This window comes from Verrucosispora sioxanthis, assembly GCF_010560025.1.
In the GTDB taxonomy this organism is placed as follows: Bacteria; Actinomycetota; Actinomycetes; order Mycobacteriales; family Micromonosporaceae; genus Micromonospora; species Micromonospora palythoicola.
Map to the genome: position 1 here is coordinate 60,085 of NZ_SAIY01000014.1, position 21,660 is coordinate 81,744.

General features: G+C 70.1%; 25 protein-coding genes and 1 pseudogene. 13 read left to right on the forward strand and 13 right to left on the reverse strand.

The window, feature by feature from the left end; translation table 11 throughout:
• Positions 1 to 30 precede the first annotated feature (30 nt).
• Entirely contained in the window at positions 31 to 306 is a 276-nt protein-coding gene (locus ENC19_RS30775) for a hypothetical protein (protein ID WP_235945189.1), read from the forward strand.
• Positions 307 to 473: 167 nt separating this feature from the next.
• Here the strand turns inward: ENC19_RS30775 and ENC19_RS28350 are convergent, their stop codons facing one another.
• From ENC19_RS28350 to ENC19_RS28360, 3 genes are all read right to left on the reverse strand, one after another.
• Positions 474 to 1,046, reverse strand: a complete 573-nt coding sequence (locus ENC19_RS28350) for a hypothetical protein (RefSeq protein ID WP_164450106.1) — start codon at positions 1,044 to 1,046, stop codon at positions 474 to 476.
• A gap of 11 nt (positions 1,047 to 1,057) precedes the next feature.
• Positions 1,058 to 2,068: a papain-like cysteine protease family protein gene (locus ENC19_RS28355; protein WP_164450107.1), complete on the reverse strand. Its 1,011-nt coding sequence runs from the start codon at positions 2,066 to 2,068 to the stop codon at positions 1,058 to 1,060.
• Positions 2,069 to 3,144: 1,076 nt separating this feature from the next.
• Complete coding sequence (locus ENC19_RS28360; RefSeq protein WP_164450108.1) at positions 3,145 to 3,600, reverse strand: ATP-binding protein; 456 nt, start codon at positions 3,598 to 3,600, stop codon at positions 3,145 to 3,147.
• 185 nt (positions 3,601 to 3,785) lie between these two features.
• Between ENC19_RS28360 and ENC19_RS28365 the strand changes: the two genes are divergently transcribed.
• The 9 genes from ENC19_RS28365 (at position 3,786) to ENC19_RS28400 (ending at position 11,045) form a co-directional block, all read left to right on the forward strand.
• On the forward strand, positions 3,786 to 5,003 hold the full coding sequence (locus ENC19_RS28365; RefSeq protein WP_281604437.1) for a PP2C family protein-serine/threonine phosphatase: 1,218 nt from the start codon (positions 3,786 to 3,788) through the stop codon (positions 5,001 to 5,003).
• A gap of 1,174 nt (positions 5,004 to 6,177) precedes the next feature.
• Positions 6,178 to 6,528, forward strand: a complete 351-nt coding sequence (locus ENC19_RS28370; protein ID WP_164450109.1) for a hypothetical protein — start codon at positions 6,178 to 6,180, stop codon at positions 6,526 to 6,528.
• Positions 6,529 to 6,551: 23 nt separating this feature from the next.
• A complete protein-coding gene (locus ENC19_RS30780) occupies positions 6,552 to 6,767 on the forward strand; it encodes a hypothetical protein (protein WP_164450068.1) in 216 nt (71 codons plus the stop codon).
• Positions 6,667 to 7,392 carry a L,D-transpeptidase family protein gene (locus tag ENC19_RS30785; RefSeq protein WP_164450131.1) on the forward strand — a complete coding sequence of 242 codons (726 nt, stop codon included), beginning with the start codon at positions 6,667 to 6,669 and terminating at the stop codon, positions 7,390 to 7,392. The genes ENC19_RS30780 and ENC19_RS30785 overlap by 101 nt, the downstream gene beginning before the upstream one ends.
• Positions 7,393 to 7,625: 233 nt before the next feature.
• Complete coding sequence (locus ENC19_RS28385; protein ID WP_164450110.1) at positions 7,626 to 8,768, forward strand: hypothetical protein; 1,143 nt, start codon at positions 7,626 to 7,628, stop codon at positions 8,766 to 8,768.
• A 2-nt stretch (positions 8,769 to 8,770) separates the two neighbouring features.
• Positions 8,771 to 8,845, forward strand: coding sequence for a hypothetical protein (locus tag ENC19_RS32020; protein ID WP_444968366.1), 75 nt, complete (start codon positions 8,771 to 8,773; stop codon positions 8,843 to 8,845).
• 341 nt (positions 8,846 to 9,186) lie between these two features.
• The gene (locus ENC19_RS28390; protein WP_328824400.1) at positions 9,187 to 9,894 is read left to right on the forward strand and encodes an AzlC family ABC transporter permease; all 708 of its coding nucleotides are present in this window, start codon (positions 9,187 to 9,189) and stop codon (positions 9,892 to 9,894) included.
• Positions 9,894 to 10,193 carry an AzlD domain-containing protein gene (locus ENC19_RS28395; protein WP_164450112.1) on the forward strand — a complete coding sequence of 100 codons (300 nt, stop codon included), beginning with the start codon at positions 9,894 to 9,896 and terminating at the stop codon, positions 10,191 to 10,193. Before ENC19_RS28390 ends, ENC19_RS28395 begins: the two co-directional genes overlap by 1 nt.
• Before the next feature lie 111 nt (positions 10,194 to 10,304).
• Positions 10,305 to 11,045, forward strand: a complete 741-nt coding sequence (locus ENC19_RS28400; RefSeq protein ID WP_164450113.1) for an alanyl-tRNA editing protein — start codon at positions 10,305 to 10,307, stop codon at positions 11,043 to 11,045.
• Between the two features lie 7 nt (positions 11,046 to 11,052).
• On the opposite strand, the gene ENC19_RS28405 is transcribed toward ENC19_RS28400, so the two are convergent.
• From ENC19_RS28405 to ENC19_RS28430, 6 genes are all read right to left on the reverse strand, one after another.
• Positions 11,053 to 11,658 carry an O-methyltransferase gene (locus tag ENC19_RS28405; RefSeq protein ID WP_164450114.1) on the reverse strand — a complete coding sequence of 202 codons (606 nt, stop codon included), beginning with the start codon at positions 11,656 to 11,658 and terminating at the stop codon, positions 11,053 to 11,055.
• Positions 11,659 to 11,689: 31 nt separating this feature from the next.
• Positions 11,690 to 12,268 (reverse strand): dihydrofolate reductase family protein, encoded by a 579-nt coding sequence (locus tag ENC19_RS28410; protein WP_164450115.1) that lies wholly within the window; start codon positions 12,266 to 12,268, stop codon positions 11,690 to 11,692.
• Positions 12,265 to 13,464, reverse strand: a complete 1,200-nt coding sequence (locus tag ENC19_RS28415; RefSeq protein WP_164450116.1) for an RNA polymerase sigma factor — start codon at positions 13,462 to 13,464, stop codon at positions 12,265 to 12,267. Before ENC19_RS28415 ends, ENC19_RS28410 begins: the two co-directional genes overlap by 4 nt.
• 19 nt (positions 13,465 to 13,483) lie before the next feature.
• On the reverse strand, positions 13,484 to 13,837 hold the full coding sequence (locus ENC19_RS28420; protein ID WP_164450117.1) for a YciI family protein: 354 nt from the start codon (positions 13,835 to 13,837) through the stop codon (positions 13,484 to 13,486).
• Between the two features lie 34 nt (positions 13,838 to 13,871).
• Positions 13,872 to 14,273, reverse strand: coding sequence for a DUF6069 family protein (locus ENC19_RS28425; protein WP_164450118.1), 402 nt, complete (start codon positions 14,271 to 14,273; stop codon positions 13,872 to 13,874).
• Between the two features lie 103 nt (positions 14,274 to 14,376).
• Positions 14,377 to 14,982, reverse strand: a complete 606-nt coding sequence (locus ENC19_RS28430) for a YdeI/OmpD-associated family protein (RefSeq protein WP_164450119.1) — start codon at positions 14,980 to 14,982, stop codon at positions 14,377 to 14,379.
• 119 nt (positions 14,983 to 15,101) lie between these two features.
• Here ENC19_RS28430 and ENC19_RS28435 point away from each other — a divergent pair, with 119 nt between their 5' ends.
• The 3 genes from ENC19_RS28435 to xylB all read left to right on the forward strand — a co-directional run bounded on the left by ENC19_RS28435 (position 15,102) and on the right by xylB (position 17,727).
• Complete coding sequence (locus ENC19_RS28435) at positions 15,102 to 15,719, forward strand: helix-turn-helix transcriptional regulator (RefSeq protein ID WP_164450120.1); 618 nt, start codon at positions 15,102 to 15,104, stop codon at positions 15,717 to 15,719.
• A gap of 22 nt (positions 15,720 to 15,741) precedes the next feature.
• Positions 15,742 to 16,197: a DUF3291 domain-containing protein gene (locus ENC19_RS28440; protein WP_164450121.1), complete on the forward strand. Its 456-nt coding sequence runs from the start codon at positions 15,742 to 15,744 to the stop codon at positions 16,195 to 16,197.
• A 144-nt stretch (positions 16,198 to 16,341) separates the two neighbouring features.
• Complete coding sequence (gene xylB, locus ENC19_RS28445) at positions 16,342 to 17,727, forward strand: xylulokinase (RefSeq protein ID WP_164450122.1); 1,386 nt, start codon at positions 16,342 to 16,344, stop codon at positions 17,725 to 17,727.
• 88 nt (positions 17,728 to 17,815) lie between these two features.
• On the opposite strand, the gene ENC19_RS28450 is transcribed toward xylB, so the two are convergent.
• The 4 genes and pseudogenes from ENC19_RS28450 to ENC19_RS28465 all read right to left on the reverse strand — a co-directional run.
• On the reverse strand, positions 17,816 to 19,204 hold the full coding sequence (locus ENC19_RS28450; RefSeq protein ID WP_164450123.1) for an MBL fold metallo-hydrolase: 1,389 nt from the start codon (positions 19,202 to 19,204) through the stop codon (positions 17,816 to 17,818).
• A 71-nt stretch (positions 19,205 to 19,275) separates the two neighbouring features.
• On the reverse strand, positions 19,276 to 19,692 hold the full coding sequence (locus ENC19_RS28455) for a carbonic anhydrase (protein ID WP_164450124.1): 417 nt from the start codon (positions 19,690 to 19,692) through the stop codon (positions 19,276 to 19,278).
• A gap of 2 nt (positions 19,693 to 19,694) precedes the next feature.
• On the reverse strand, positions 19,695 to 21,458 hold the full coding sequence (locus ENC19_RS28460; protein WP_164450125.1) for a SulP family inorganic anion transporter: 1,764 nt from the start codon (positions 21,456 to 21,458) through the stop codon (positions 19,695 to 19,697).
• Positions 21,455 to 21,660, reverse strand: a pseudogene (locus tag ENC19_RS28465) (rhodanese-like domain-containing protein); the annotation flags it as partial. The pseudogene ENC19_RS28465 and the gene ENC19_RS28460, both read right to left, overlap by 4 nt.

Here is a 21,660-nt window from a genome sequence, read left to right on the forward strand (position 1 = left end):
GAGACCTGCCGCGGACCGACGGTGAGGGTGATGGACCTTCTCATTGCCGTCACCGCACGTGCCCACGACGCCGCTGTGTACACCGGCAACGCCGACGACGACGTCATCGTAATCCACACCAGCTACGTAACGTCTCCGCCCATCTGCGAGGATCTGTTTCAGGACGGCAAGGGCCAGGACGGCCTGGACCATTTCCAAGGTTCGTGGGCCGGCTGTCACCGGCTCATCACCCTGGTTATGCTCGCTCTGGCCGTCCTGACCATCCTCGCCGCCGCACAATCCTATTCCAGCTCGGAATCATTGTGATGACGGTCGCCGAGGTCTGCCGCCTCCTCAACGGCTTCGTCTTCGCCGTGACGTTCCCAGCCGCGCACACCCGGAACTGGCCGATCTGGCAACGAACAATCCGAGCGCGAGCCTCACAATCCTACGAACAGCGGCAGACGGGTGAGGGATGAGGTGAGGTGCAAGGACTAATTCGGATCGGTGCGGAATGAAGTCGTACGGGCAAGTTCGGCCAGGTCGGTGAAGAACTCGTCCGCCGGCATGGCTTTGCCTTCCTTGCCGATCGACGATGGTTCCAACGGGACGATGAGGTCCTCGTTGTCGGAGTGCAGCCACAGTGCCATCTGGTATACGGCAGGGATGCGTAGGAGTCGCAGCTCGAAGCCGGAGGCTGTCAGCTTGGGAAGTTTCCGGATGATCTTCATGGCTTTGTCGGTGGCGGCCACGAATGGACCTTCCGTGAACTGTGCCACCTCCTCTGTGCCGTCTGGGCCCGTCGTGGTCTCAGCGCTGGCGACCGGTTGCCCACCGTCCTCGATAAGATAACGCCAGCCCGCCGGCTCAGCTCGGTCGACACCACCTCCCGCGAGGACGCTGTCGAGGCCCATGGTGAAAACCTGATGGGGGGTGGATACGTCAAGCTGTTCTTTTCGGGCGCTACGAAGCGCTCGGGAGGCGAACTTGCCCTCGTCGGCGAATTTGTGAAGCTTCGACCTGACGTCGGCCACGCTGTTCGGCGGGTCCGGAAGGTGTAGCGGCATCCCCATGCTCCTTAGGCCTGACGTACGGTCCGGTAGCTGCGGGCCCAAACCCCGCCACTGGCCGTGTAGTTGTCTCTGAAATTGTCGAACGTGACATCCACGAACCCGTCCCAGGGGTCGTGGATCCTGAGCCACTCGACGCCGCCGGACTCCCAGCGCCCCCAGATCACGACGATGTGGCCGCCGCCATTCCGCCAGTGTGTGTCGACCCCGACCGGCTGCGACTGTGCGAGCTCGGCGGCGACCTGCTGCACCGTCAGGGCCGCGAAGACCTCTTCGCGTAGGTGGCCCATCCTCGTCAGTGCATTGGTCGGCCAGGCCCCCCGGTTGCAGGCCGCGCCGCTGGCCTGGGCAACGTTGCAGCACCCATTCTGGCCGAACTGCGCGTTTGCCTGGGCGCACTGGGTGTGTGGGGTGTTCGGGTCGTAGAACCTTGCGATGTTCACCGAGCTGGCGGCCCAGCACCACATGTTCTGCGACTGAAGTTGAGCGTTGGCGAAGTTCAGGCTTTGATCAGCCATGCTGATCTTGAATGTGGTTTCAGCGCCACCGTTGGCGTCGAACCGGCAGTTGACCGTCCCACCGCCCTGCGCTGTGTGAGTGGTGACGCCGCCGCCCAGCATGCGCAGGAACACGTTTGGGAAGCCCAGCGATTCGATAGAGTACGACCCGTTGTTCTGGGCCCGGAACCTGAACGTTTCATGGCCGCCGCCGTTGGCGTTGATCTGGCAGTTGACGATCCCGCCGGTGGGTTTTTGGGCGTTGACATCACTCGCCACCATGCGTAGGAACTTCCCGGGGAATGCGATTGATTCGATGGAATAGTTGTCGTTGCCGTGATGGTGAAGTTTGAACTTTTCCTTCTCGGCGGCGTCGAAGTTGCAGTTGACTGTCCCGCCTCCCGCCATGGTAGTAGGCACCCCAGTGCCGTCCATACGGAGGAAGACCCGCGGATCGGAGGTCGACTCGAACCTGATCGGCGTGTTTCCGATGTTTCGCAGGTCCGCCAGTGACAAGGGCATGTTGTCCCTTCCCGTCTTGGAGATTCGGGATCGCTCAGGTCAACGAGTGCGCCACAAAGATAAGAGGTCATGATGTGGTGGGGTCGTCCAATGGAAGTGAGTGGCGCTTCGTGGACCGTTACCCATTGTGGGTGAGCCCACCACGGCCCGCAAGGGCGAATCGGTACCCCGATTCCGGACAACATAGGCATAAAGGTTTAACCGGCAGTCCGGATTCCGATATTGGTCTCGACTCTTCGCCCAAGGCCCGCTTCAGGTGGAACTTCCATGCCTCAGGAATTACGAAGACCTCGTCCTCGAACGGATCCGCTGGAGTCGTGACGACGTCCCCGTCACGATTCGACTCCCACCGTCCCAAAGGACCAGGAATGGCTCGAGAAGGTCGCGGCGGAACACGTGTACTGGTTGAGTAGGCGCCGCAACAAATTCAGGGTGAACGGGCGATTGCGGCGACGCGGCTGCACCACCTATCATGATCTCCCGCGACCCCTCTTCATCCTCGAACCGGGAGCTGCAGGTCATCGAAGGGCGGATGGCGCACTGACATCCTGCAAGGGCGACGGTCCAATGGCGCCTGCACTCGGCCGAATCGCTCGAGCACATGAAGGTGCTGCGACACGGCCTGACTGGCCCGGCACGTGCAGCCTGAAACTGTTTATCCAAGACGTCACCGGCATCCTGGACCAGCTGGACCTCGGCGCGGTGGACCTGGTCGGTCATTTCCCTCGGCGGTCTGGTGGCCTGCGGGTGGCCGCCGAAGGCCAGGGACACGTCCGAGAACTTTTGCTGGAGGACATCGGTTACCCGCACCCTCGGCCACCGGGACTTCCCGACCGTCCCGCAGGAGACCTTTCCTTCGACTGGCAGTTGGTGGGGCAGGTCCGGCCCGCGATCGACGATCCGGATCCAGAATGGTCCGCCATCGTCGCCCGGATCACGGCGCCCACCCTGCTCATCAGCGGCGGAGTGATCCGGCAGTTGACCGCCAGCCGGAACAGCGGACAGCCGCAGCCACTACGCTGGGAACGACAGGTCAACCGTACGTCCAGCTCAGGACGGGCATGGACGGGCCACTCTCAAGAGGGCGCGGGGAATTCTCCGGCGTCGCCGGTGCGCGGCGTGATGCGGATGGTGGTGCCTGCGGGGCCGCTGTCGAGCAGAAGAAACTTGGTCATCTGCTCCACCACCCACAGCCCCATTCCGCCATTGCTGGACAAGGATGGCCGCTCTCGGCGCGGAACATAGTCAGCGATGTTGAACCCAGGCCCGCAGTCGCCGATCTCGCAGGCCATCCGGTCGTTCACCAGCAGCAGGCGTACCGTACCCCGGCCGCCCCCGTGCCGGATCGCGTTGATCATCAATTCGTTGACCGCGGTGATCCAGTCCTCGACCTGGTCGTCGTCGAGGCCGCACCGGCGACTGGCTGCCTCGACCTCGCCGCGCACACGGGCGAGGTCCTTGAGGGTGAACGATGTCGAGAGCAAGGGCTTCGCGGCGGCGCGAGGTCGCGGGTCGAACGTCGGGTCCGCCACTGTTCCCCCTCGCTGCGAACGTGTAGGCCGATGACCTTACCGACGGCACCGCGGAAGGCGACTGCGACCAAACGGTCCCGACCACCGACCGAAGCACCCACGTACCACGGCAGCTACCCGACATGGCTGAACCGACACCTGATGCTGCAACTCCTTGCGCACCAGCCGGCGTCTAGGCTGCGTGTGTGGCCGACGCCGAGTTGATGACGAATGAGGAACGGCTACGCCGTATCGAGGCGATCACCGATGCCGCCCTATCGGGGTTGAGCGTCGCCGAACTCCTCGATGAGCTACTCGAACGGGTCCGGGACCTGCTCAAGGTTGACACCGCCACCATCCTGCTGCTCGACGGCCATACCGGCGAACTAATCGCGACGGCGGCCAAGGGCCTGGAGGAGGAGGTACGCCGAGGATTCCGCGTCCGGGTCGGGCGCGGTTTCGCCGGTCGGGTGGCGGCGACACGCCTGCCGGTCACGATCTACGACGTCACGCCTGCCGACGTGGTCAACCCCATTCTCCTTCACGCGGGCGTTCGTTCCCTGCTGGGCGTCCCCATGCTCGCCAACGGCGACCTCGTCGGCGTGCTGCACGTCGGTGCCCTGACCCTGCGGCGGTTCGGCGCCGACGATGTGCGGCTGTTGCAACTCGTCGCCGATCGGGCCAGCCTCGTAGGTCAGGCCCGATCGCAGATCCTCGACCAGCAGGCGGCGCTGGCCCTGCAACGCAGTCTGCTGCCCAGCCGGCTACCCGACATCTCCGGTCTGGACTTGGCCGCCCGGTACGTGCCCGGTCATGACCTGGGCATCGGTGGCGACTGGTACGACGTATTCACGCTGCCGTCCGGCTGGCTGGGTGTCGTCATCGGCGACGTCTCCGGTCACGGGTTGCCATCCGCGGTTGTCATGGGACGCATCCGCAGCGCGCTACGCGCCTACGCGCTCGACTGCGACGATCCGGCCCAGGCGCTGACCGCCCTCGACCGCAAGATCCACCACTTCGAGGCCGGCACCCTCACCACCGCCATCTACGCCCTCATCGCCCCCGACCGCACCACCGTGCACCTCTCCTCCGCAGGACATCTACCACCGCTGCTGGCCCTCCCCGGCCGGCCGACCCGACCGGTGACCCTGACCGTGGACCGGCCACTGGGCGTGGGCAGGCCACCGACCAACCGCCACACTAAGGTTCTGGACCTGCCGCCGAACTCGGCGCTGGTCTTCTACACCGACGGACTCATTGAACGCCGCGGCGAACTGATTGACACCAGCATCGACCGCCTCGCCAATGCCGTACAGGCTGGGCCGGCCGACGCGTTGTGCGACCACATCATGTCCCGCACCGAGGAACACCCCACCGACGACATCGCCCTGCTCGTCATCCGCCGCCGACCACCACCTGAATAAGCAGCTCAGGCAGATTCGGATCCGGCCTCGGACGTAGCCGCCGAAGCGCAGGGCGGAGCAGCGGTGCCCTATCGGTTAGAGCGTCCCTCGCCTGGCGGCTGACCGTCCGACCCGTGCTCGTCCTGCTCGGCTTCGCCTGGACGACGCCCGCCACGCCGTCGGCCGGCCGCTCGAGGCCCGATCACTGGCGCAATTTCCGACCGGGATTCCGCTCGTGCGCTGCGCCGCAGCTCACATGGGCAGGACGACCAGCCCGCGCAGGGACAGCAGGCAGGTCAGGGCCCCAGCGACGACGGTCAACGCGGGGGTCAGTAACGACAGCAACCGGCGCCCTGTGCAGAAGGCATGGACACAGCTCGGTGGGCGAGCTGCCCAATCTCGTTCCCGCGGGGGGAGAGCGGGCCACCCATGTGGTGACCGACAGGATCACCGCCACATACAGGAGCGCAGTCCCCATGAGCGTGCTGCTGTGCGACCGCGACGAAGTGATAGGCAACTGCGGCGGGACATCCCACAAGCACTCACAACGGGCGCTGAAAATCCGAAACACAATCGACGACCGCCGATCGTTGCTTGCTGTCCGACATCGTCTACCGCAACATGACCAACGACGCGGTGACCACGACGGCGGCCCGGGAGGACAACGGGAACGACAGCTGGCTCCAGCGTGACCGACTCGCATCCCCAAGCCGGCTCTTCGGAGCAGTCACTTCCCGGAACCGCCGAGACCCAGGATAGAACCCTCCACCCGGCGGTGTCTTGATGGCATGAAGGAGCGGGGCCTCCCTCCTCGTGGTTCTGCTGCCTCCCGAGCACTCACCCGACGCGGCGGAGAGCGCGGCGGGCACGGTCGCGATGACCCACCGGCCCACCCTGTGGTGAAAGTGCGGTACAGGGTGACCCCGCCCGCTGTCACTGGTGCCCGGTGAGTGCCCACGACAGACGTGCTGCCGGTTGCCCGGTACACCCGGAGGCGCCAGATGCATTCCCGTTTGCCGGTTTCACCTCGCCTGGTGCCTGGGTACGGCACAGAGGTGAGGCGCCATCGACCCAACCCGGCCGGAGAAGAGTTAGGTAGACCGACATCCCGGTGGTGACGACCGGACGGCCGCGGCCGCCCGTCGGTTCGTCCAGCTCACCGGGCCGACCGAGGCTATCGAGGAGCAGTGCCAGCATGCGGGCGGTAATCGTCACCGCCGCTGCGGTCGTCGCAGCGGCGGTCGGGTTCTACGCTGGATTCTTCGTACTCCTGGCGACCACCGGGTTGGACGCGCCCGCAGCCCTGCCCGCTGCCGGCCTCGCCGGTGCCGGTCTGCTCGTGGGGCTGGTGACCGGGATCGGATGGCGACACCGGCTCGCGGTGGTGGCGCGACTCGCCGCCGTAGACGCGGTGCTCGGAGCGGCCGTGGGTGGTTTGCTGGTGTGGCTGGAGCTCGACCTGGAGTGGGTGATCGTCGGCGCGCTCGCGCTGGTGGCCGGCGCGGTGCTGGTGGCCGGTCATCTCGAGTCGAAGCCGGAGGAGTGAAGAGTAGTGCGAAGGTTCGCCGGATGGCTGGCGATCGTCGGGACGAGTGTGCTCGTCGGAGCCAGCGGATGCCAACCGGACAACGGGCAGCAGGCTGGGGCGACGGGCTCGCCCACCGTGGCGACACCGAGCGCCACGGTGCCGGGCGGCACGCCGCCGCGTACCACGCCACCAGTCACCGCCACGCCTTCGAGCCCGTCATCCGCGCCTCCGAGCACACCACCGGAGTCGCCGCCTGACGTACCCTCGCCGACTCCATCCGGTGCGGAGCTGCTGCGGCGCGGTGACACCGGCGAGGCGGTCGAGACGGTGCAGCGGCGGCTGCGCGAGCTGGGGTACTGGGTCGGCCCGGTGGACGGGGTCTTCGGTGAGTTGACCGAGCAGGCGGTCTACGCGGTCCAGAAGGCCGCCGGGGGAAGCCGGGACGGCATCGTCGGGCCCGAAACCCGGGAGGCGTTGGACGAGGGCATCCGCCCGTCGGCCCGCAGCGACGAGGGCCGGGTGGTCGAGGTGGATCTCGATCGGCAGCTGATGATGCTTGTCGACGACGGCACCGTCGAGCAGATCTTCAGCACCTCGACCGGCACCTGGGAGTACTACACCCACGACGGTGAACGCTTTCTGGCGGACACGCCACGCGGGCGTTGGGAGATCGGTTGGCAGGTGGACGCCTGGGACCCGGGCCCCCTCGGCCGGCTGTACCGGCCGAAGTACTTCCACAGCCAGGGGATCGCCGTCCACGGCTATCCCGAGGTTCCGCCCTACCCGGCATCGCACGGCTGTGTCCGGGTGACCATCGCCGCCATGGACTGGTTGTGGCGAGCCGACCAGATGCCGATCGGCACCACGGTCTGGGTCTACTGAGTTCCGCGACAGTCGATGGCGCAGGCGGTAGGAAGCCAGCCCGCCATCGAGTCGTGGTGACCCGTAGCTGCCACCGACGAGGGCGGCGACGCCGTCGAGCAGAACCACCGGGGCGTACGAGCACGCACCGTTGCGGGACGGAGAACTTTCTCATCGATGTCGACGAGGAGGCAGAGAATGCGAACCATCTGGACGGTCTGCGCGGTCTCCGTGCTGTCACTGAGCCCGGCCGCATGCGCCGACGGCGGCGACAACGGAACCGGGGCCCCGCCCCCACCACCGGGACGGCACCGGCTCCCGGGCTGGCGGAATGCAGCAACGACCAGGTCGGGTACGCCGTGCAGTATCCCAGCGACTGGCACACCAACTCAGGCGACGTGGTGGCGGCATGCAGCTACTTCGACCCCGAACCCATATCGGTCGGCGAAGGCACCGAACCAGCCGTGGCGATCGTCTTGCGCGCGACCGAGACCGGCTACCGGACCGCGTCGTCGCCCGATGCGTTCGGCGAGGTTCGCTCCCGCGACTCCGGCATGGTCGACGGTCGGGAGGCCGTGGCCGTCGTCGCCGAAGCCACGGGAGAAGGGCTGCTCGACGAGGGCACGCTGGGTTACGACTGGGTCGTCAACATCGCCGACGGCAGCTTCATCGCCACTACCCACGACACGCCTGGGCGTGACTTCTCGCGCAACTCGAAGGTGCTCGACCAGATCATCGCCAGCCTCACCTTCACCGCACCGCCACCGGACGACGGCGACGGCGACGGTGCCGGGGGCGGCGGAGAACGGACCGTCGTCGCCCGCTACGAGCGGTTCGACGTCGTGGCCATCCGTACCGCCGACGAGCTGTGCCTGGTGGCCCGTGCCGACGGCACCGAAGGTGATCAGGCGTGCTGGCCCGGCGGTGGGCCGGACGCCGATCTCACGTTGAGTCCGCTCGACGTGCCAGGCGATGCCGCAGCGATCGGCGGCCTGGCCGCGCCGCGGTTGCCTCGCGTCCTGGTCGGCACCGCGGGCGACGGCACCGCCGGGTTCCGCCCGTCGGACATCGGCGGGACCGAGGTGCGGGCCTGGGTCGTGCCCGTCGCGCAGTCACGCACCGATCGGGTGATCGGGTACACCGATGCCGACGAAATCGCCGTTACGCTCGATGCCCGAGGCGAGCCCACCAAGGTGCTGCCCGACGTCAATACGCAGCCTGAGAACACCGAGCCGTCCGAAGAGTTCCATCTCCTGAACGACGTGGAGACCGGGCTGCATGCCGGCTACGACCGGATCACGTTCCGGTTCCCGGAGGGCGTGCCCGGTTACGAGGTGTCGTACGAGGAACGCCCGGCCGAATCGGCGATTTCGAGGGCGTCCTCTCCTGGGCGGTAGGCGTGCGCGACGAGTTGCCGTTCCGGGTTCAGGTGTTCGACAACGTCCTCGCGGTGGACGTCCGGCATGCCGGGTGACCGCTGCTGACCACCCGACTTCCAGCGAGGACCAGCGGCGGAACCCCCCGCTGTGCGTCCTGGCCGCGATGCCCGGTCCGGGCGCCGCCGTAGGCAGCGTCACCGGCTGGGCGTCGCTGGCCCGGGGTTGGCGGGCCCCCACCACGGCACCGACCTCGGTATTCTGCTCGCGGGTGAGAAGCGCACTGGTGCCCGCTGCGCCGAGCTGTGCCCAATGAGGTGCGGGCTTCCCGAACCCTCGGTGCCGCCGACAATCCGACCGCGCCGCCGCGATCCGGCATGCGAGTAGGTACGGCAAGACAGCACGAGCGGTGCGAGCAGGTACGCGAAGGGACGCCGACGTGAGTACGACAGGCACGATCGCGGATCGAAGTTGGCCGAGGGCGCGTACCGCCGTCCTGCGCGACGCGGTCGGGGTGGGCGTGGCCGTCGGTGCGCTGGGGCTCTCGTTCGGCGCACTGTCGGTACTTGCCGGTTTCTCCGTCGCGCAGACCTGCGCGTTGTCGCTGCTGATGTTCTCCGGCGCGTCGCAGTTCGCCGTGGTCGGGGTGTTGGGTGCCGGCGGTGGCGCACTGACCGGCGCGGCCACGGCAACTCTGTTGGGGGTGCGGAACAGCCTCTACGGCCTGAATCTGGCATCCCTGCTGCGGCTGCGGGGGGTGCGGCGCCTGGTCGGCGCTCATCTGGTGCTGGACGAGAGCTCGGCGATGGCGACGGCCCGCGACGACCCACGCGAGGCGCGGCTGGCGTTCTGGGCCACCGGGATCTCCGTCTTCGTCCTCTGGAACATCGCCACGCTGGGCGGTGCGCTCGGCGCGCACGTGCTGCCCGACCCGGAGGCACTCGGCCTTGACGTGGCCGCACCGGCCGCGTTCGTCGCCCTGCTGCTGCCGCGGTTGCGCGGCCGGCGGCTGTGGGCGCTCGCGGTCGCCGCGGCCGGGCTCGCGCTGGTCATGGTGCCGTTGTTGCCGGCCGGGACACCGGTGCTGGTGGCCGGGCTGACCGCCATCGTCGCGGCGTTCGCCGCCCGTCGGGCGGGTGGCCGCTGATGTGGACGGCGATCCTGTTGGGCACCCTCGGGGTGTACCTGCTCAAGCTGGTCGGGCTGTGCGTGCCGAAGTCGGTGCTGGAACAGCCGCAGGTGCAGCAGGCGTCGGCGTTGCTGCCGGTGGCGCTGCTGGCCGCCCTGGTGGCGGTGCAGACCTTCGCCACCGGCCACGATCTGGTGCTCGACGCGCGCGCCGCCGGATTTGCCGTCGCGTTGGTGGCGGCGTTGCTGCGGGCACCGTTCCTGCTGGTCGTCGCCCTGGGCGCCGGCACCGCGGCGGTGCTGCGTCTGATCACCTAGCGACACCGGATGTTCGTCGCCGGTGTCCAGTTACGAATAGTCCTGATGACCGTACGAGTGCTGAAGGGAGACGGAGTGGCGGGTCGGTGACGGCCGCCCTCCCATCAACCTATGGGTATTGATCACCACGGCCGGACCCAACGGCTGGACTGGGCGGACGTCACCCTCCGCGAGTGGGACTGCACGGTGCTGTGGTCGGATCCGGCGGATCCCGAGCAGGGCATCGTGCTGGACCGGTCCGCGTTCTACCCCGGCGGTGGTGGTCAGCCGCCGGACCACGGCGTGCTGATCTGGCAGGGCGTGCAGACGCGGATCGTCGGCACCCGCAAGGGCGACGACCTGTACCTGTTGCCCGCCCCGGGGGACCCGGTGCCCCCGGTCGGCACCACGGTGACCGGAGCGATCGACGACGACCGCCGCACCTCGCTCATGCGTACCCACTCGGGACTGCACGTGCTGTGCGGCACCGTCTTCCGCGACTTCAACGTCCTGGTGACCGGGAGCAACATGGAGCCCGGCGAGGCGCGGATGGACTTCAACCTGCCGGAGATCCCACCGGGCTTCAAACAGAGCCTGGAGGACGCGGTGAACGCCGAGATCGCCGCGGACCGCAAGATCGTCGTGCGGATGCTCTCCCGGGAGGAGGCGGACGCGACTCCCGACCTGGTACGCACCCAGTTCAAGGCGCCTCCGGAATTGCCGCAGGTGCGGGTGGTGGACATCGTCGGCCTCGACGTGCAGGCCGACGGGGGCACGCACGTGGCGTCGACCGCTCAGATCGGCCGGGTCACGGTCACGAAGGTCGAGAGCAAGGGCCGGCAGAACCGGCGGGTCCGCATCAGACTGACGTGACACCGCACTAGCTGTACCGGCTCCGGGACGGGCGGCGGTCCGGCCGTCGGGTGCTGATGATCAGGCCGGTGCCGGCCGGGATCCGCGCCACGACGAGGCGGGGGTCGTCGGCCAGGGTCCGCTCGACCCGCTGCACCGCGGCACGGTGCCGCGGGTCGGTGTACCGGGCCAGGTCCATGTCGTCGACGACCAGCAGCCCACCGGGGGCCAGCGCGTCGATCGTCAGATCGAGGCCGGTCCACTTGCCGGCCACCGCGTCCGCGAAGATGAGATCGAACCGGCCCAGCGTGGGCAGCAACGCCTCGGCGTCACCGGTGTGGACCGTCACGTACGGCGGCCAGTCGTCCGCCCGGACGGCCGTGGCCAGGGACTCGTCCAGCTCGACCGTCTCCAGCCGCACGTCGTCGCGCTGGCCGAGCCCCTCCGCCAGCCAGGCGGTGCCGACACCCGTACCGGTGCCCAGTTCCAGGATCCGACCGTCCGGTGGGACCGCGGCCGCCAACGTCGCCAGCAGCGGGCCCATCGGGTCCTCGCAGACCCCCGGAAAGCCGAGCGCGGACGCGCGGGCGAGCGCGCGGCGCACCCGGGCGGGTACCTCGGTGTCGCGGGTCATGCGGTCTCCTTCGACCGGCGTGGCCGCGTTGTCAGCCGTGCCGGGTGGGACGGTAGACGAGTTCCTGGATGTGACCGTCGAGGGTCCGACTCTCGATCAGCTCCAGGTCGAAGTCGGCCGCGTCCTGGAAGATCGGTTCGGTGCCGGTCTGGCCCGTGATCACCGGGAAGATCGTCACCTGGACGCGGTCGACCAGTCCGGCGGCCATCAGTGCCCGGTTCATCGACAGGCTGCCGTGCGACCGCAGCGGCACCTCGGACTCCTCCTTCAGCCGGGCGACGACGTCGACGGCGTCGCCGCGCGCGATTGTCGCGTCCGGCCAGTCGAGGGGCCCGTCGAGGGTGGACGACACCACCGTCGCCGGCAGGTGGCGCATCTGGGTGACCCAGGCGTCCCGTACCTCGGACTCGTCGGTGCTCTCGGCCAGCAACCGCGCGAAGATCCGGTACGTGTCGGCGCCGAAGACCATGCGCTGCCGCGGGCGGTACGCGGCGAGGCGGTGGGCGAGCAGTTCGGGGCCTTGTTTGCCCCAGTAGCCGCCCCAGTCCCCACGGTGGGTGCCGAAGCCGTCGAGGCTGGAGAAGACGTCGAAGGTGTAGGTGACGGTCATGCTGTTCTCCTCGTGCGGGTGAGTTCGGTGCGACGCCGTTCCAGGTGGGTGCGTTCGGTGTCGTTGGTGGCCAGCGCGATGGCCTCGTCGTAGGCGGCCCGGCTGGCGGTGACGCGGCCGAGCCTGGCCAGCAACTCGGCGCGGGTGGCGGGCAGCCGGTGGTAGCCGGGGATGTCGATCTCTGCCAATGCGGCGAGGGCCTCCGCCGGTCCGTGTACCTCGGCCACCGCGACCGCGCGGTTGAGCGCGACGATCGGGGTCGGTACCAGCGCGAACAGTTGGTCGTACAGTGCCAGGACCTGGCGCCAGTCGGTGGCGGCACCGTCGGTGTGCACCGCGCCGATCGCGGCCTGGATCTGGTAGGGCCCGGGCCGGTTGCGGCGCAGGCAGCGGCGGACCAGGTCGTGGCCCTCGGCGATGAGCGTCCGGTCCCACAGCGACCGGTCCTGGTCGGCCAGCGGCACCAGGTCACCGGCCGGGCCGAGCCGGGCCGGTCGGCGCGCCTCGGTGAGCAGCAGCAGGGCGAGCAGGCCGAGCACCTCGGGTTCGTCAGGCATCAGCGCGGCGAGTTCCCGGGCGAGCCGGATCGCTTCGGTGCACAGGTCCGTTCTGATCAGCGGCCCGGCGGTGGTCGTGTAGCCCTCGTTGAACATCAGGTAGAGCACGGTGAGCACCGGCGGCAGCCGATCCGGCAACTCGTGTTCGGCGGGTACCCGGTACGGGATGCCGGCGTCACGGATCTTCTTCTTGGCCCGCACGATCCGCTGGGCGACGGTCGCCTCCTGGATCAGGTAGGCCCGGGCGATCTCCGGCACGTCGAGGCCACCGAGCAGGCGGAGCGTGAGGGCGGTACGCGCGTCTGGGGCGAGCGCCGGGTGGCAGCAGGTGAAGATGAGTCGTAGCTGGTCGTCGCGCACCGGTCCCACCTCCTGGGGTTCGTCCTGTTGGTGCAGCAGCAGGGCCTCGGCGTGCCGGGCCTCGCGGGTCGTCTCCCGGCGGAGCCGATCGACGGCCCGGTTGCGGGCGGTGGTCACGATCCAGGCGCCCGGGTTCGGCGGCAGGGTCTGCCACTTCTGCACCGCCGTGGCGAAGGCGTCCTGGACCGCCTCCTCGGCGAGGTGCAGGTCGCCGAGGAGGCGGGTCAGGGTGGCGACGCAGCGGCCGTACTCCGCGCGGTAGACGCTCGCCAGGTCCATTTCGGGTGACCGGTCCGGTTCAGGCCTGGGACAGGTCGTCGAAGGGGCGTACCTCGACCGGGCCGCAGGCCGCCGCGCACTTCTCGGCCCAGGCGAGGGCCTCGTCCAGGTCGGCGCACCTGATGACCCAGAAGCCGGCGATGTGTTCCTTCGTCTCGGCGAACGGCCCGTCGCTCATGGTGGTGGCGCCGTTCTCGTTCCGGACGACGGTGGCGGTGTCCGGCGACCGGAGTCCGCCGCCGAAGACCCAGGCGCCGGCGGCCTGCATCTCGTCGTTGATCAGAGCGGTCTCCCGGAACACGGTCTGCATCTCCTCCTCGGTCGGCTCCGGCGCGCCCTCGACGAAGTGCACGGACAGCAGGTACTGCTTCATGACGATCCTCCGGTGGTTCGATGGTTGGGTGTGGTCAGGCGGCCAGGCGGCGCGCGACAGCGGGGATCACGATCGCGGCCGCGACCAGGTGGGTGAACATCAGCAGCGCCTTGGTCGCCGGACTGGCGTCGACGATCACGTCCGGCACCAGCGACAGCATCGTCAGCACCACCGTCGTACGGACGAAGGCACGCCGGGGATGCCGGGCGAAGCGGGACAGCAGCGCGGCGATGGCCACGCCGAGCAGCGAGAAGACGGCGGTCAGCACGCCGAACCCGGTGATCGGGATGGGGGCTCCGCCGATGTCGAGGCTGATGCCCGCCGCGTTGCCGGCGGCGGCGACGGCCATCGTGGCGGCGCTGGCGGCAGCCGTGGCGACGACGCCGGTCCCGATGGTCGACGTGATGGCGCGGGTCGTGTTCGCGGTGGTGCTCATCGTGCCCTCCAGGCGTGTGTCCCGGCTCGGTGCCGGGCTCTCACCACAGCTACGAAGAGGACCAGCCCCGATCGACAGGTGCGCCAAGATTTTTTCGAGGAATTCAGTCCGCCGGTGCGGGCCGGGCCTTCTGCGGATGGAACGTCTCGTGGCGGGCCAGCATGGCGACGAACTCGCCGATCTTCCGTTCGCGGGTCTCGGCCCGCTTGACGGCGTTGAGCCGGTAAATGAGGGCGAACCGGTTGGTCTTGGTGAGGACGTCGAACATGGCCTGGGCGGCGGGGTCGGCCGCGATGGCGGCGAGCAGGTCGGCCGGCACCTCGGCCTCCGACGGTGGGGCGTACGCGGCCGCCCACCGGCCGTCCGCCTTCGCGGCCTCCACGACGGCGCGACCCGGTGGCTGCATCCGCCCCTGCGCCTCCAGCCGGGCGACGTGTGCCACGTTCCGCTGTGACCAGGAGCTGCGCGGCCGGCGCGGGGTGAACCGGATCCAGGAGGTCTGGTGATCCCCTTTCCGGGCCTGCCCGTCGATCCAGCCGAAGCACAGGGCCTCGTCGACCGCCTGCTGCCAGGTGAGGGTGGTGACCGAGCCGCCCTTCTTGGTGAGGGCCAGCCAGACGCCGGGTGAGGTGGCGTGGTTGGCCGACAACCAGGTACGCAGCGCGTCGGCGTCCGCGACGATCAACTCATCCAGTTCAGCGCTCGCCATGACGGGCAGACTAGTGCGGTACCCGGACATGTTGACGGTGCCGCCGCCCGGACCGGCGACCCTGGCCGGTCGCCCCGGCCTCGGCCGGTGACCGTGCTCGGGCGGGTAGCGTCGGCAGCATGTCGTTGGAGGCCATCGGGGCGCTGCGGGAGCCGGTGCGCCGGGCAGTCTATGAGTACGTGGTCGCGCGGGCGGAGCCGGTGAGCCGTAACGAGGTGGCCGAGGCGACGGCCATCGGCCGTACCCTGGCGGCCTTCCACCTGGAGAAGCTGGCCGAGGCGGGGCTGCTGGAGACGGCGTACGCGCCGCGCAGCGGTGGGCCGGGTGCGGGCCGGCCGGCCAAGTTGTACCGCCGGTCGGCGGCCGAACACGCGGTGACGCTGCCGCCGCGCGACTACCGGTTGTTGGCCGATGTGCTGGCGAGTGCGGTCGAGCGGTCCGGTGTGGAACCGGCGGTCCACGCGGCAGCGCGCGAGCTGGGTGCGAAGCTCGCCGGAGGCGAGGTGTTCGCGCGCCTGGGGACACTCGGTTACGAGCCGTTCGTGGACGCCGACCAGACGATCCGACTGCGCAACTGTCCCTTCCACGCGCTGGCCGAGGCGTATCCCGCGCTGGTCTGCGGGTTGAACCTGGCGCTGCTCGACGGTCTGGTGGGCGATCGTGGCTGGGACGTCCGGCTCGACCCCGGCCCGACCGGGTGCTGCGTCGTGATGCGGTCTAAAAACAATCATGATTGACATAGAACATAGGCTTGGTCGCATGGCCGACCATCATCTGGCGCAACTGAACATCGCCCGACTGCGCGCCCCCATCGACAGCCCCGAACTCGCCGACTTCGTCGCCCAACTTCCGGAGATCAACGGCCTGGCCGAGCGGTCGCCCGGCTACGTCTGGCGACTGCAGGACGAGTCCGGCGACGCCACCGCGCTGCGGCCCTTCGGACCCGACATCATCGTGAACCTGACCGTCTGGCAGTCGGTCGAGGCACTGCGCGGCTTCGTGTACCGCACCGCGCACCTGGAGCCGATGCGCCGGCGGCGGGAGTGGTTCGTCCCACTCGACCGCCCCCACCTCGTGCTGTGGTGGATTCCCGCCGGCGTCCTGCCCACCATTACCGAGGCCGCCGAACGGCTGGAACTGCTGACCGCCGGCCCGTCGCCGGAGGCCTTCACCTTTCGGGAGCCGTACCCGTCGCCCGGCGCGCGAGCCGCGTGACCGTTCGGAGCGACGGCACGACGCGGTCGGTGGCGGTCACCACGTTGGCCAAGCCGAGCGTTTGGTCGACGCCCGTAGAGTCGGCCTCGACAACATCGGTCGAGTGCCGCCACCCACCGGCACCGGACCCCTGTGGAGCGTGCGATGGCACTGGTTGCCGGCGTGGATTCGTCCACCCAGTCGACAAAGGTCGTGGTGTGCGACGCGGACACCGGGGAGGTGCTCCGTGAGGGTCGTGCCGCACACCCCGACGGGACCGAGGTCGACCCGCACCTGTGGTGGGCCGCCTTCGAGCGGGCGAGTGCCGGGCTGCTGGACGGGGTGGTCGCCATCGGCGTCGGCGGGCAGCAGCAGGGCATGATCTGCCTCGACGAGGCAGGCGAGGTGGTGCGTCCCGCGCTGCTGTGGAACGACACCCGATCGGCGCGCGCCGCGGTCGACCTCACCGACGAGTTCGGTGGCCCGCAGGCCTGGGCCGACGCGGTCGGGCTGGTTCCGGTGGCCAGCTTCACGGTCACCAAACTGCGCTGGTTCGCCCGCGCCGAGCCGGAACTCGCGGCCCGGACCCGCACGGTGCTGCTGCCGCACGACTGGCTCACCCACCGGTTGCGCGCTGGTGGGGGAGAGCCGACGACCGATCGCGGTGAGGCCTCCGGCACCGGGTACTGGTCTCCGGCGACCGGGGAGTACCGGCGAGACCTGGTGCGGCTCGCCTTCGGTCGGGACGTGGCGCTGCCCCGGGTCGCCGGGCCCGCCGAGACGGTCGGCGAGACCGCGTCCGGGGCGATACTCGCGGCGGGCACCGGCGACACCATGGGCGCGGCACTCGGGGTCGGTCTGCGAAGCGGCGACGTGGTGGTTTCGCTGGGCACCTCGGGGTGTGCGTTCGGGCTGAGTGAGGTGCCGACCGCCGACCCGAGTAGGCTGGTGGCCGGCTACGCCGACGCGACCGGCCGGTTCCTGCCGCTGGTGTGCACGCTCAACGCGGCAAGGGTGCTGGTCGCCGTCGCCGACCTGCTGGGCCGGTCACTCGCCGAACTCGACGACCTGGCGCTGTCGGCGTCGCCCGGCGCGGGCGGGTTGACGCTCCTGCCGTACCTGGACGGGGAACGCACGCCCAATCTGCCCGACGCCCGCGGTCTGCTCGCCGGGCTGACCCGGACGAACGCGTCGGCGGCGAACCTCGCGCGGGCCGCGGTGGAGGGCATGCTCGGTGGCCTCGCCGACGCCCTCGACGCCCTGCGGGCCCAGGGCATTCCGGTGGACCGGGTGCTACTGGTCGGTGGCGCGGCCAGGTCACGCGCGGTGCGGGCGATCGCGCCGGCACTGTTCGGCACGCCGGTGGGCGTGCCGAGCCCCGGCGAGTACGTCGCGCTCGGCGCGGCGCGTCAGGCGGCCTGGGCGCTGTCCGGTGCGGCCGAACCGCCACAGTGGCCGGTCGTGGCCGAGGAGGTCGCCGCCGCCGGCACCCCGGAGGTGTACGAGCGCTACGTCGACATCCGCCAACGGGCGCTCCGGCTGCTGACCTGACGCAGGGCGGGTCTCTCATGCTGCACGGTGCAGGCGCGGTGCGGGCGTGGCCGCGACGGCGGCGGCCGCGCCCGCACCCCGATCGGGCTCAGGCCGCGGTGGGTTGTCGCAGCGCCTGCCAGGCGCCGTAGCCACCGAGCAGATCGGAGACGTCGGTACGGCCAGCCGCCCGCAGCAGGCTGGCGGCGACGGAGGAGCGGTAGCCGCCGGCGCAGTGCACGACGACGGGCCGGTCGTCGGGCACCTCGGCGAGTCGCCCGGGCAGCTCGGCCAGCGGGATGTGCAGCGACCCGTCGATGGCGCCCTGCTCGCGCTCGCCGGCGTTGCGCACGTCGAGTACGCGCGGCGGCTCGGGCCGGTCCAGGGCGTCGCGCAGCTCGGTGGCGGTGACCCGGCTGGCCGGGGTCAGCTCGGCGAGCATCTCGCGGAACGCGTCCTCGGGGTCGCGCAGGTAGCCGGCGACATGGTCGAAGCCGATCCGGGCGAGGCGGGTCACGATCTCCTCCTCGCGGTCCTGGTGGGCGACGACGAGGATGGTGTGATCCGGGGCGACCACGCTGCCGGCGGTCTCGGCGAAGCGGCCGTCGGCGGGGATGTTGAGCGCGCCACGAACGTGCCCGGCGGCGTACTCGTGCGGGTCACGGGTGTCGACGACGACGGCGCCGTCGGCCCGGGCGGCGAGGAACTCGGCGGGGGTGAGCGGCCGGGCGGGGCGGCGGGCGTGGTCGAACAGCTCGCGGGCCTTACGGTTGAGCACCGCGTCGAACGCGAAGTATCCCGGTGCCGCCGGCTGACCGCCGGTGACCAGCGCGACGAACTGTTCCTCGCTCATCGGTGCGCAGGCGTAGTTGGTGCGGCGCTGCTCACCGATCGTGGACTGCCGCTCGGTCGACAGGTTCTTGCCGCAGGCCGAGCCCGCGCCGTGGGCCGGGAAGACCCGCACCTGGTCGGGCAGGGTCATGAGCCTGTGGTGCACGCTGTGGTAGAGCATGCTGCCCAGCTCGTCGGCGGTGACGCCGAGCGAGGCGAGCAGGTCGGGTCGACCCACGTCGCCGATGAACAACGCGTCACCGGTAAGCACCCCGTACGGGACCGGGTCGTCGGCGTGCTCGTACACCAGCACGCTCACCGACTCCGGGGTGTGGCCGGGCGTCTCCATGATCTGCAGGGTCACCTCGCCGAGGCTGATCCGGTCGCCGTCGGTCAGCTTGCGGATCGGGTACTCGGTCTCGGCGCGTCGGCCGTACCCGATCCAGGCGCCGGTCGCCGCGGCCACCTCCAGGTGGCCGGCGAGGAAGTCGGCGTGGAAGTGGGTGTTGATGACGCCCTCGATGCTCAGCTCGCGCGCCCGGGCGTCGGCGAGGTACTCCTCGACGTCGCGGCGCGGGTCGACCAGGATCGCCCGGCCGGTGGTGTCGTCGGCGATCAGGTACGACGCCTGGGACAGGCAGTCCAGGTAGTACTGGGTGAACAGCATGGTCAGCTCCTTCACGGACGGTACGGCTGATAGGTCATGTATACCCCTGGGGGTATGTGATGGGCAAAGGGCTACGGGCCGCTCTCCGGCGGCGTCACCTCCGCGACGAGTTCCGGTGTCCAGCACCGGTGGCCGCATCGGCCCGCGTGCACGGCCAGCAGGTGGGTGCCCGGCAGCCGTCCGGCCAGCCGGGACAGGCCGGCACGCAGCTGGCGATGATGCTCGGTCAGACTCACCGGGTTCCCCGCGCAGTCGGAGTGTGCGGCGACGACCAGGGTCGCGCTGCCGTGCGCGCGCTGCGAGACCCGCACCTTGGCCAGGAGCGCGTCCAGCCGGGCCTCACCCGTCGTGGCCAGCACCGCCTCCGGTCCGGGCTCGGTGATGGTGTCGAGGTACTCGACGTCGAGATGCCGTCGCGCCCACTCGTCGAGAGGGCGCTGGATGCGGCCGTCGATACAGCTGAGCAGGGTGGCGAACCGATCGGACACGACTACAACACCTCCTGGGGTGACGGCGGCCGTGCGGCCGCGTCGACCAGCCGCTCTTCCGCCCGGCCGTCCACGGCGGCCAGCGCGGCGGTCAGGTCGGGGTGCACCCGACCGGCGCCATGCACCGTCCGCCACACACCCGCCCGGGCGAGCAGGTCGCGTACCGGCCCACGGACCGTTGCCAGGTGCAGCGCCACACCCCGGGTGGTGAGGCGTTCGTGCAGCTCGGCGACGGCGTGGGCACCGTCGACATCGGCGTCGCCGATCGCGCTGGCGTCGAGCACCAGCGCCGTCAGCTCCGGCCGGCGCTCGGCCAGGCCGAGCAGGCGGTCGGCCAGGAACTGGGCGTTGGCGAAGTACAGCGGTCCGTCCACCCGGACGATCGCCACCTGAGGGTCGGTGACCAGTCCGGTGTAGCGGGTCACGTTGCGGTACGTCTGGGTGCCCGGCACCCGGCCGAGTTCGGCCAGGTGCGGCCGGGCCGAACGCCACAGGAAGATCGCCAGCGCGAAGGTGACGCCGGCGGCGAGACCGGGCTCGACCCCGAACAGCAGGGTGACCACGAAGGTGAGGACCAGGGTCAGGCCGTCCGAGCGGCGGGTCCGCCACGCGGTCACCGCGGCCCGGCGGTCGACCAGTCCGAGCACCGCCACCACCACGATCGCGGCGAGCACCGCCTTGGGCAGGTGATGGAAGGCCGGCGTCAGGAACACCGCGGTCAGCGCCACCACCACGGCGGTGACCACGCTGGCCAGCGGCGTCCGGGCCCCGGCGGAGAAGTTCACCGCGCTGCGGGAGAAACCGCCGGCCACCGGGAACGCCTGGAACAGACCAGCCGCGACGTTCGCCGAGCCGACCGCCGCGAGTTCCTGGTTGGGGCTGACCTGCTGGCGGGCCCGCGCGGCGAGGGACTTGGCCACGGCGATGCCCTCCAGGTAGGCGACAAGTGCGATCGCCACGGCGGAGGGCAGCAACGCCGTCACGTCCGAGCCGCCGAGGGCGGGAACGGTCGGGGCGGGAAGCCCACCGGGAACCTCGGCGAGGATCCGTACGCCGTGTGTGCCGAGGGAGAACGCGGCGCTGGCCACGGTGACGCCGGCCACCACGAGCAGGGCACCGGGCAGCTTCGGCAGGTGTCGACGCGCCAGCAGCAGACCGGCGACGCTGGCCAGCGAGACGAGGACGGTCAACGGGTGAATCGTGGTGGCCGACCGCCAGAGCGACGCGACGATCGCCGGAAACGTCTCCGCCCGCCCGGCGTCGAGCCCGAACAGGTCCTTCACCTGACTGGCCGCGATCACGATCGCCGCGGCGGAGGTGAAGCCGGACAACACCGAGTGGGACATGAAGTTGACCAGGGCGCCGAGCCGCAGCACCCCCATCAGCACCTGGATCGCGCCGACCAGCAGGGCGAGCAGGCCGGCGAGGGCCGCGTACCGGGCCGGGTCGCCGTCGGCGAGGGGAGCCAGCGCGGTGCCGGTCATCAACGCGGTGATGGCCACCGGCCCGACGGCAAGTGATCCGGAACTGCCCAGCAGCGCGTAGACCAGCAGCGGCACGACCGAGGCGTAGAGGCCGGCGACGGGCGGCATGCCGGCCAGGGCGGCGTAGGCCATGCTCTGCGGGACCAGCATGACCGCCACGGTCAGCCCGGCGATCAGGTCATGGCGCAGGGTGCGGCGGTCGTAGTGGCGCAGCCATCCGAGCAGGGGCACCACCCGAGCCAGGCCGTCGCGGTCCGGTCGGAGGTACTGCGTACCGTTCATGCCTGGTGCCGCTCGGTGCGCAGCCGGGCCAGGGACCGGTCGACGTCGCAACCGGCGCCGCGGTTGTAGGGGAGCCGGGCCAGCACCGCGCCCATCGCGCAGGTGTCGGTCAGGGCGGCGACGGTCAGGCCGGCGCCGACGAGACCGGCCACGTGTCGGGCGGCGGGCACCCAGACGCTGACGACGACGGCGAGCAGCACGA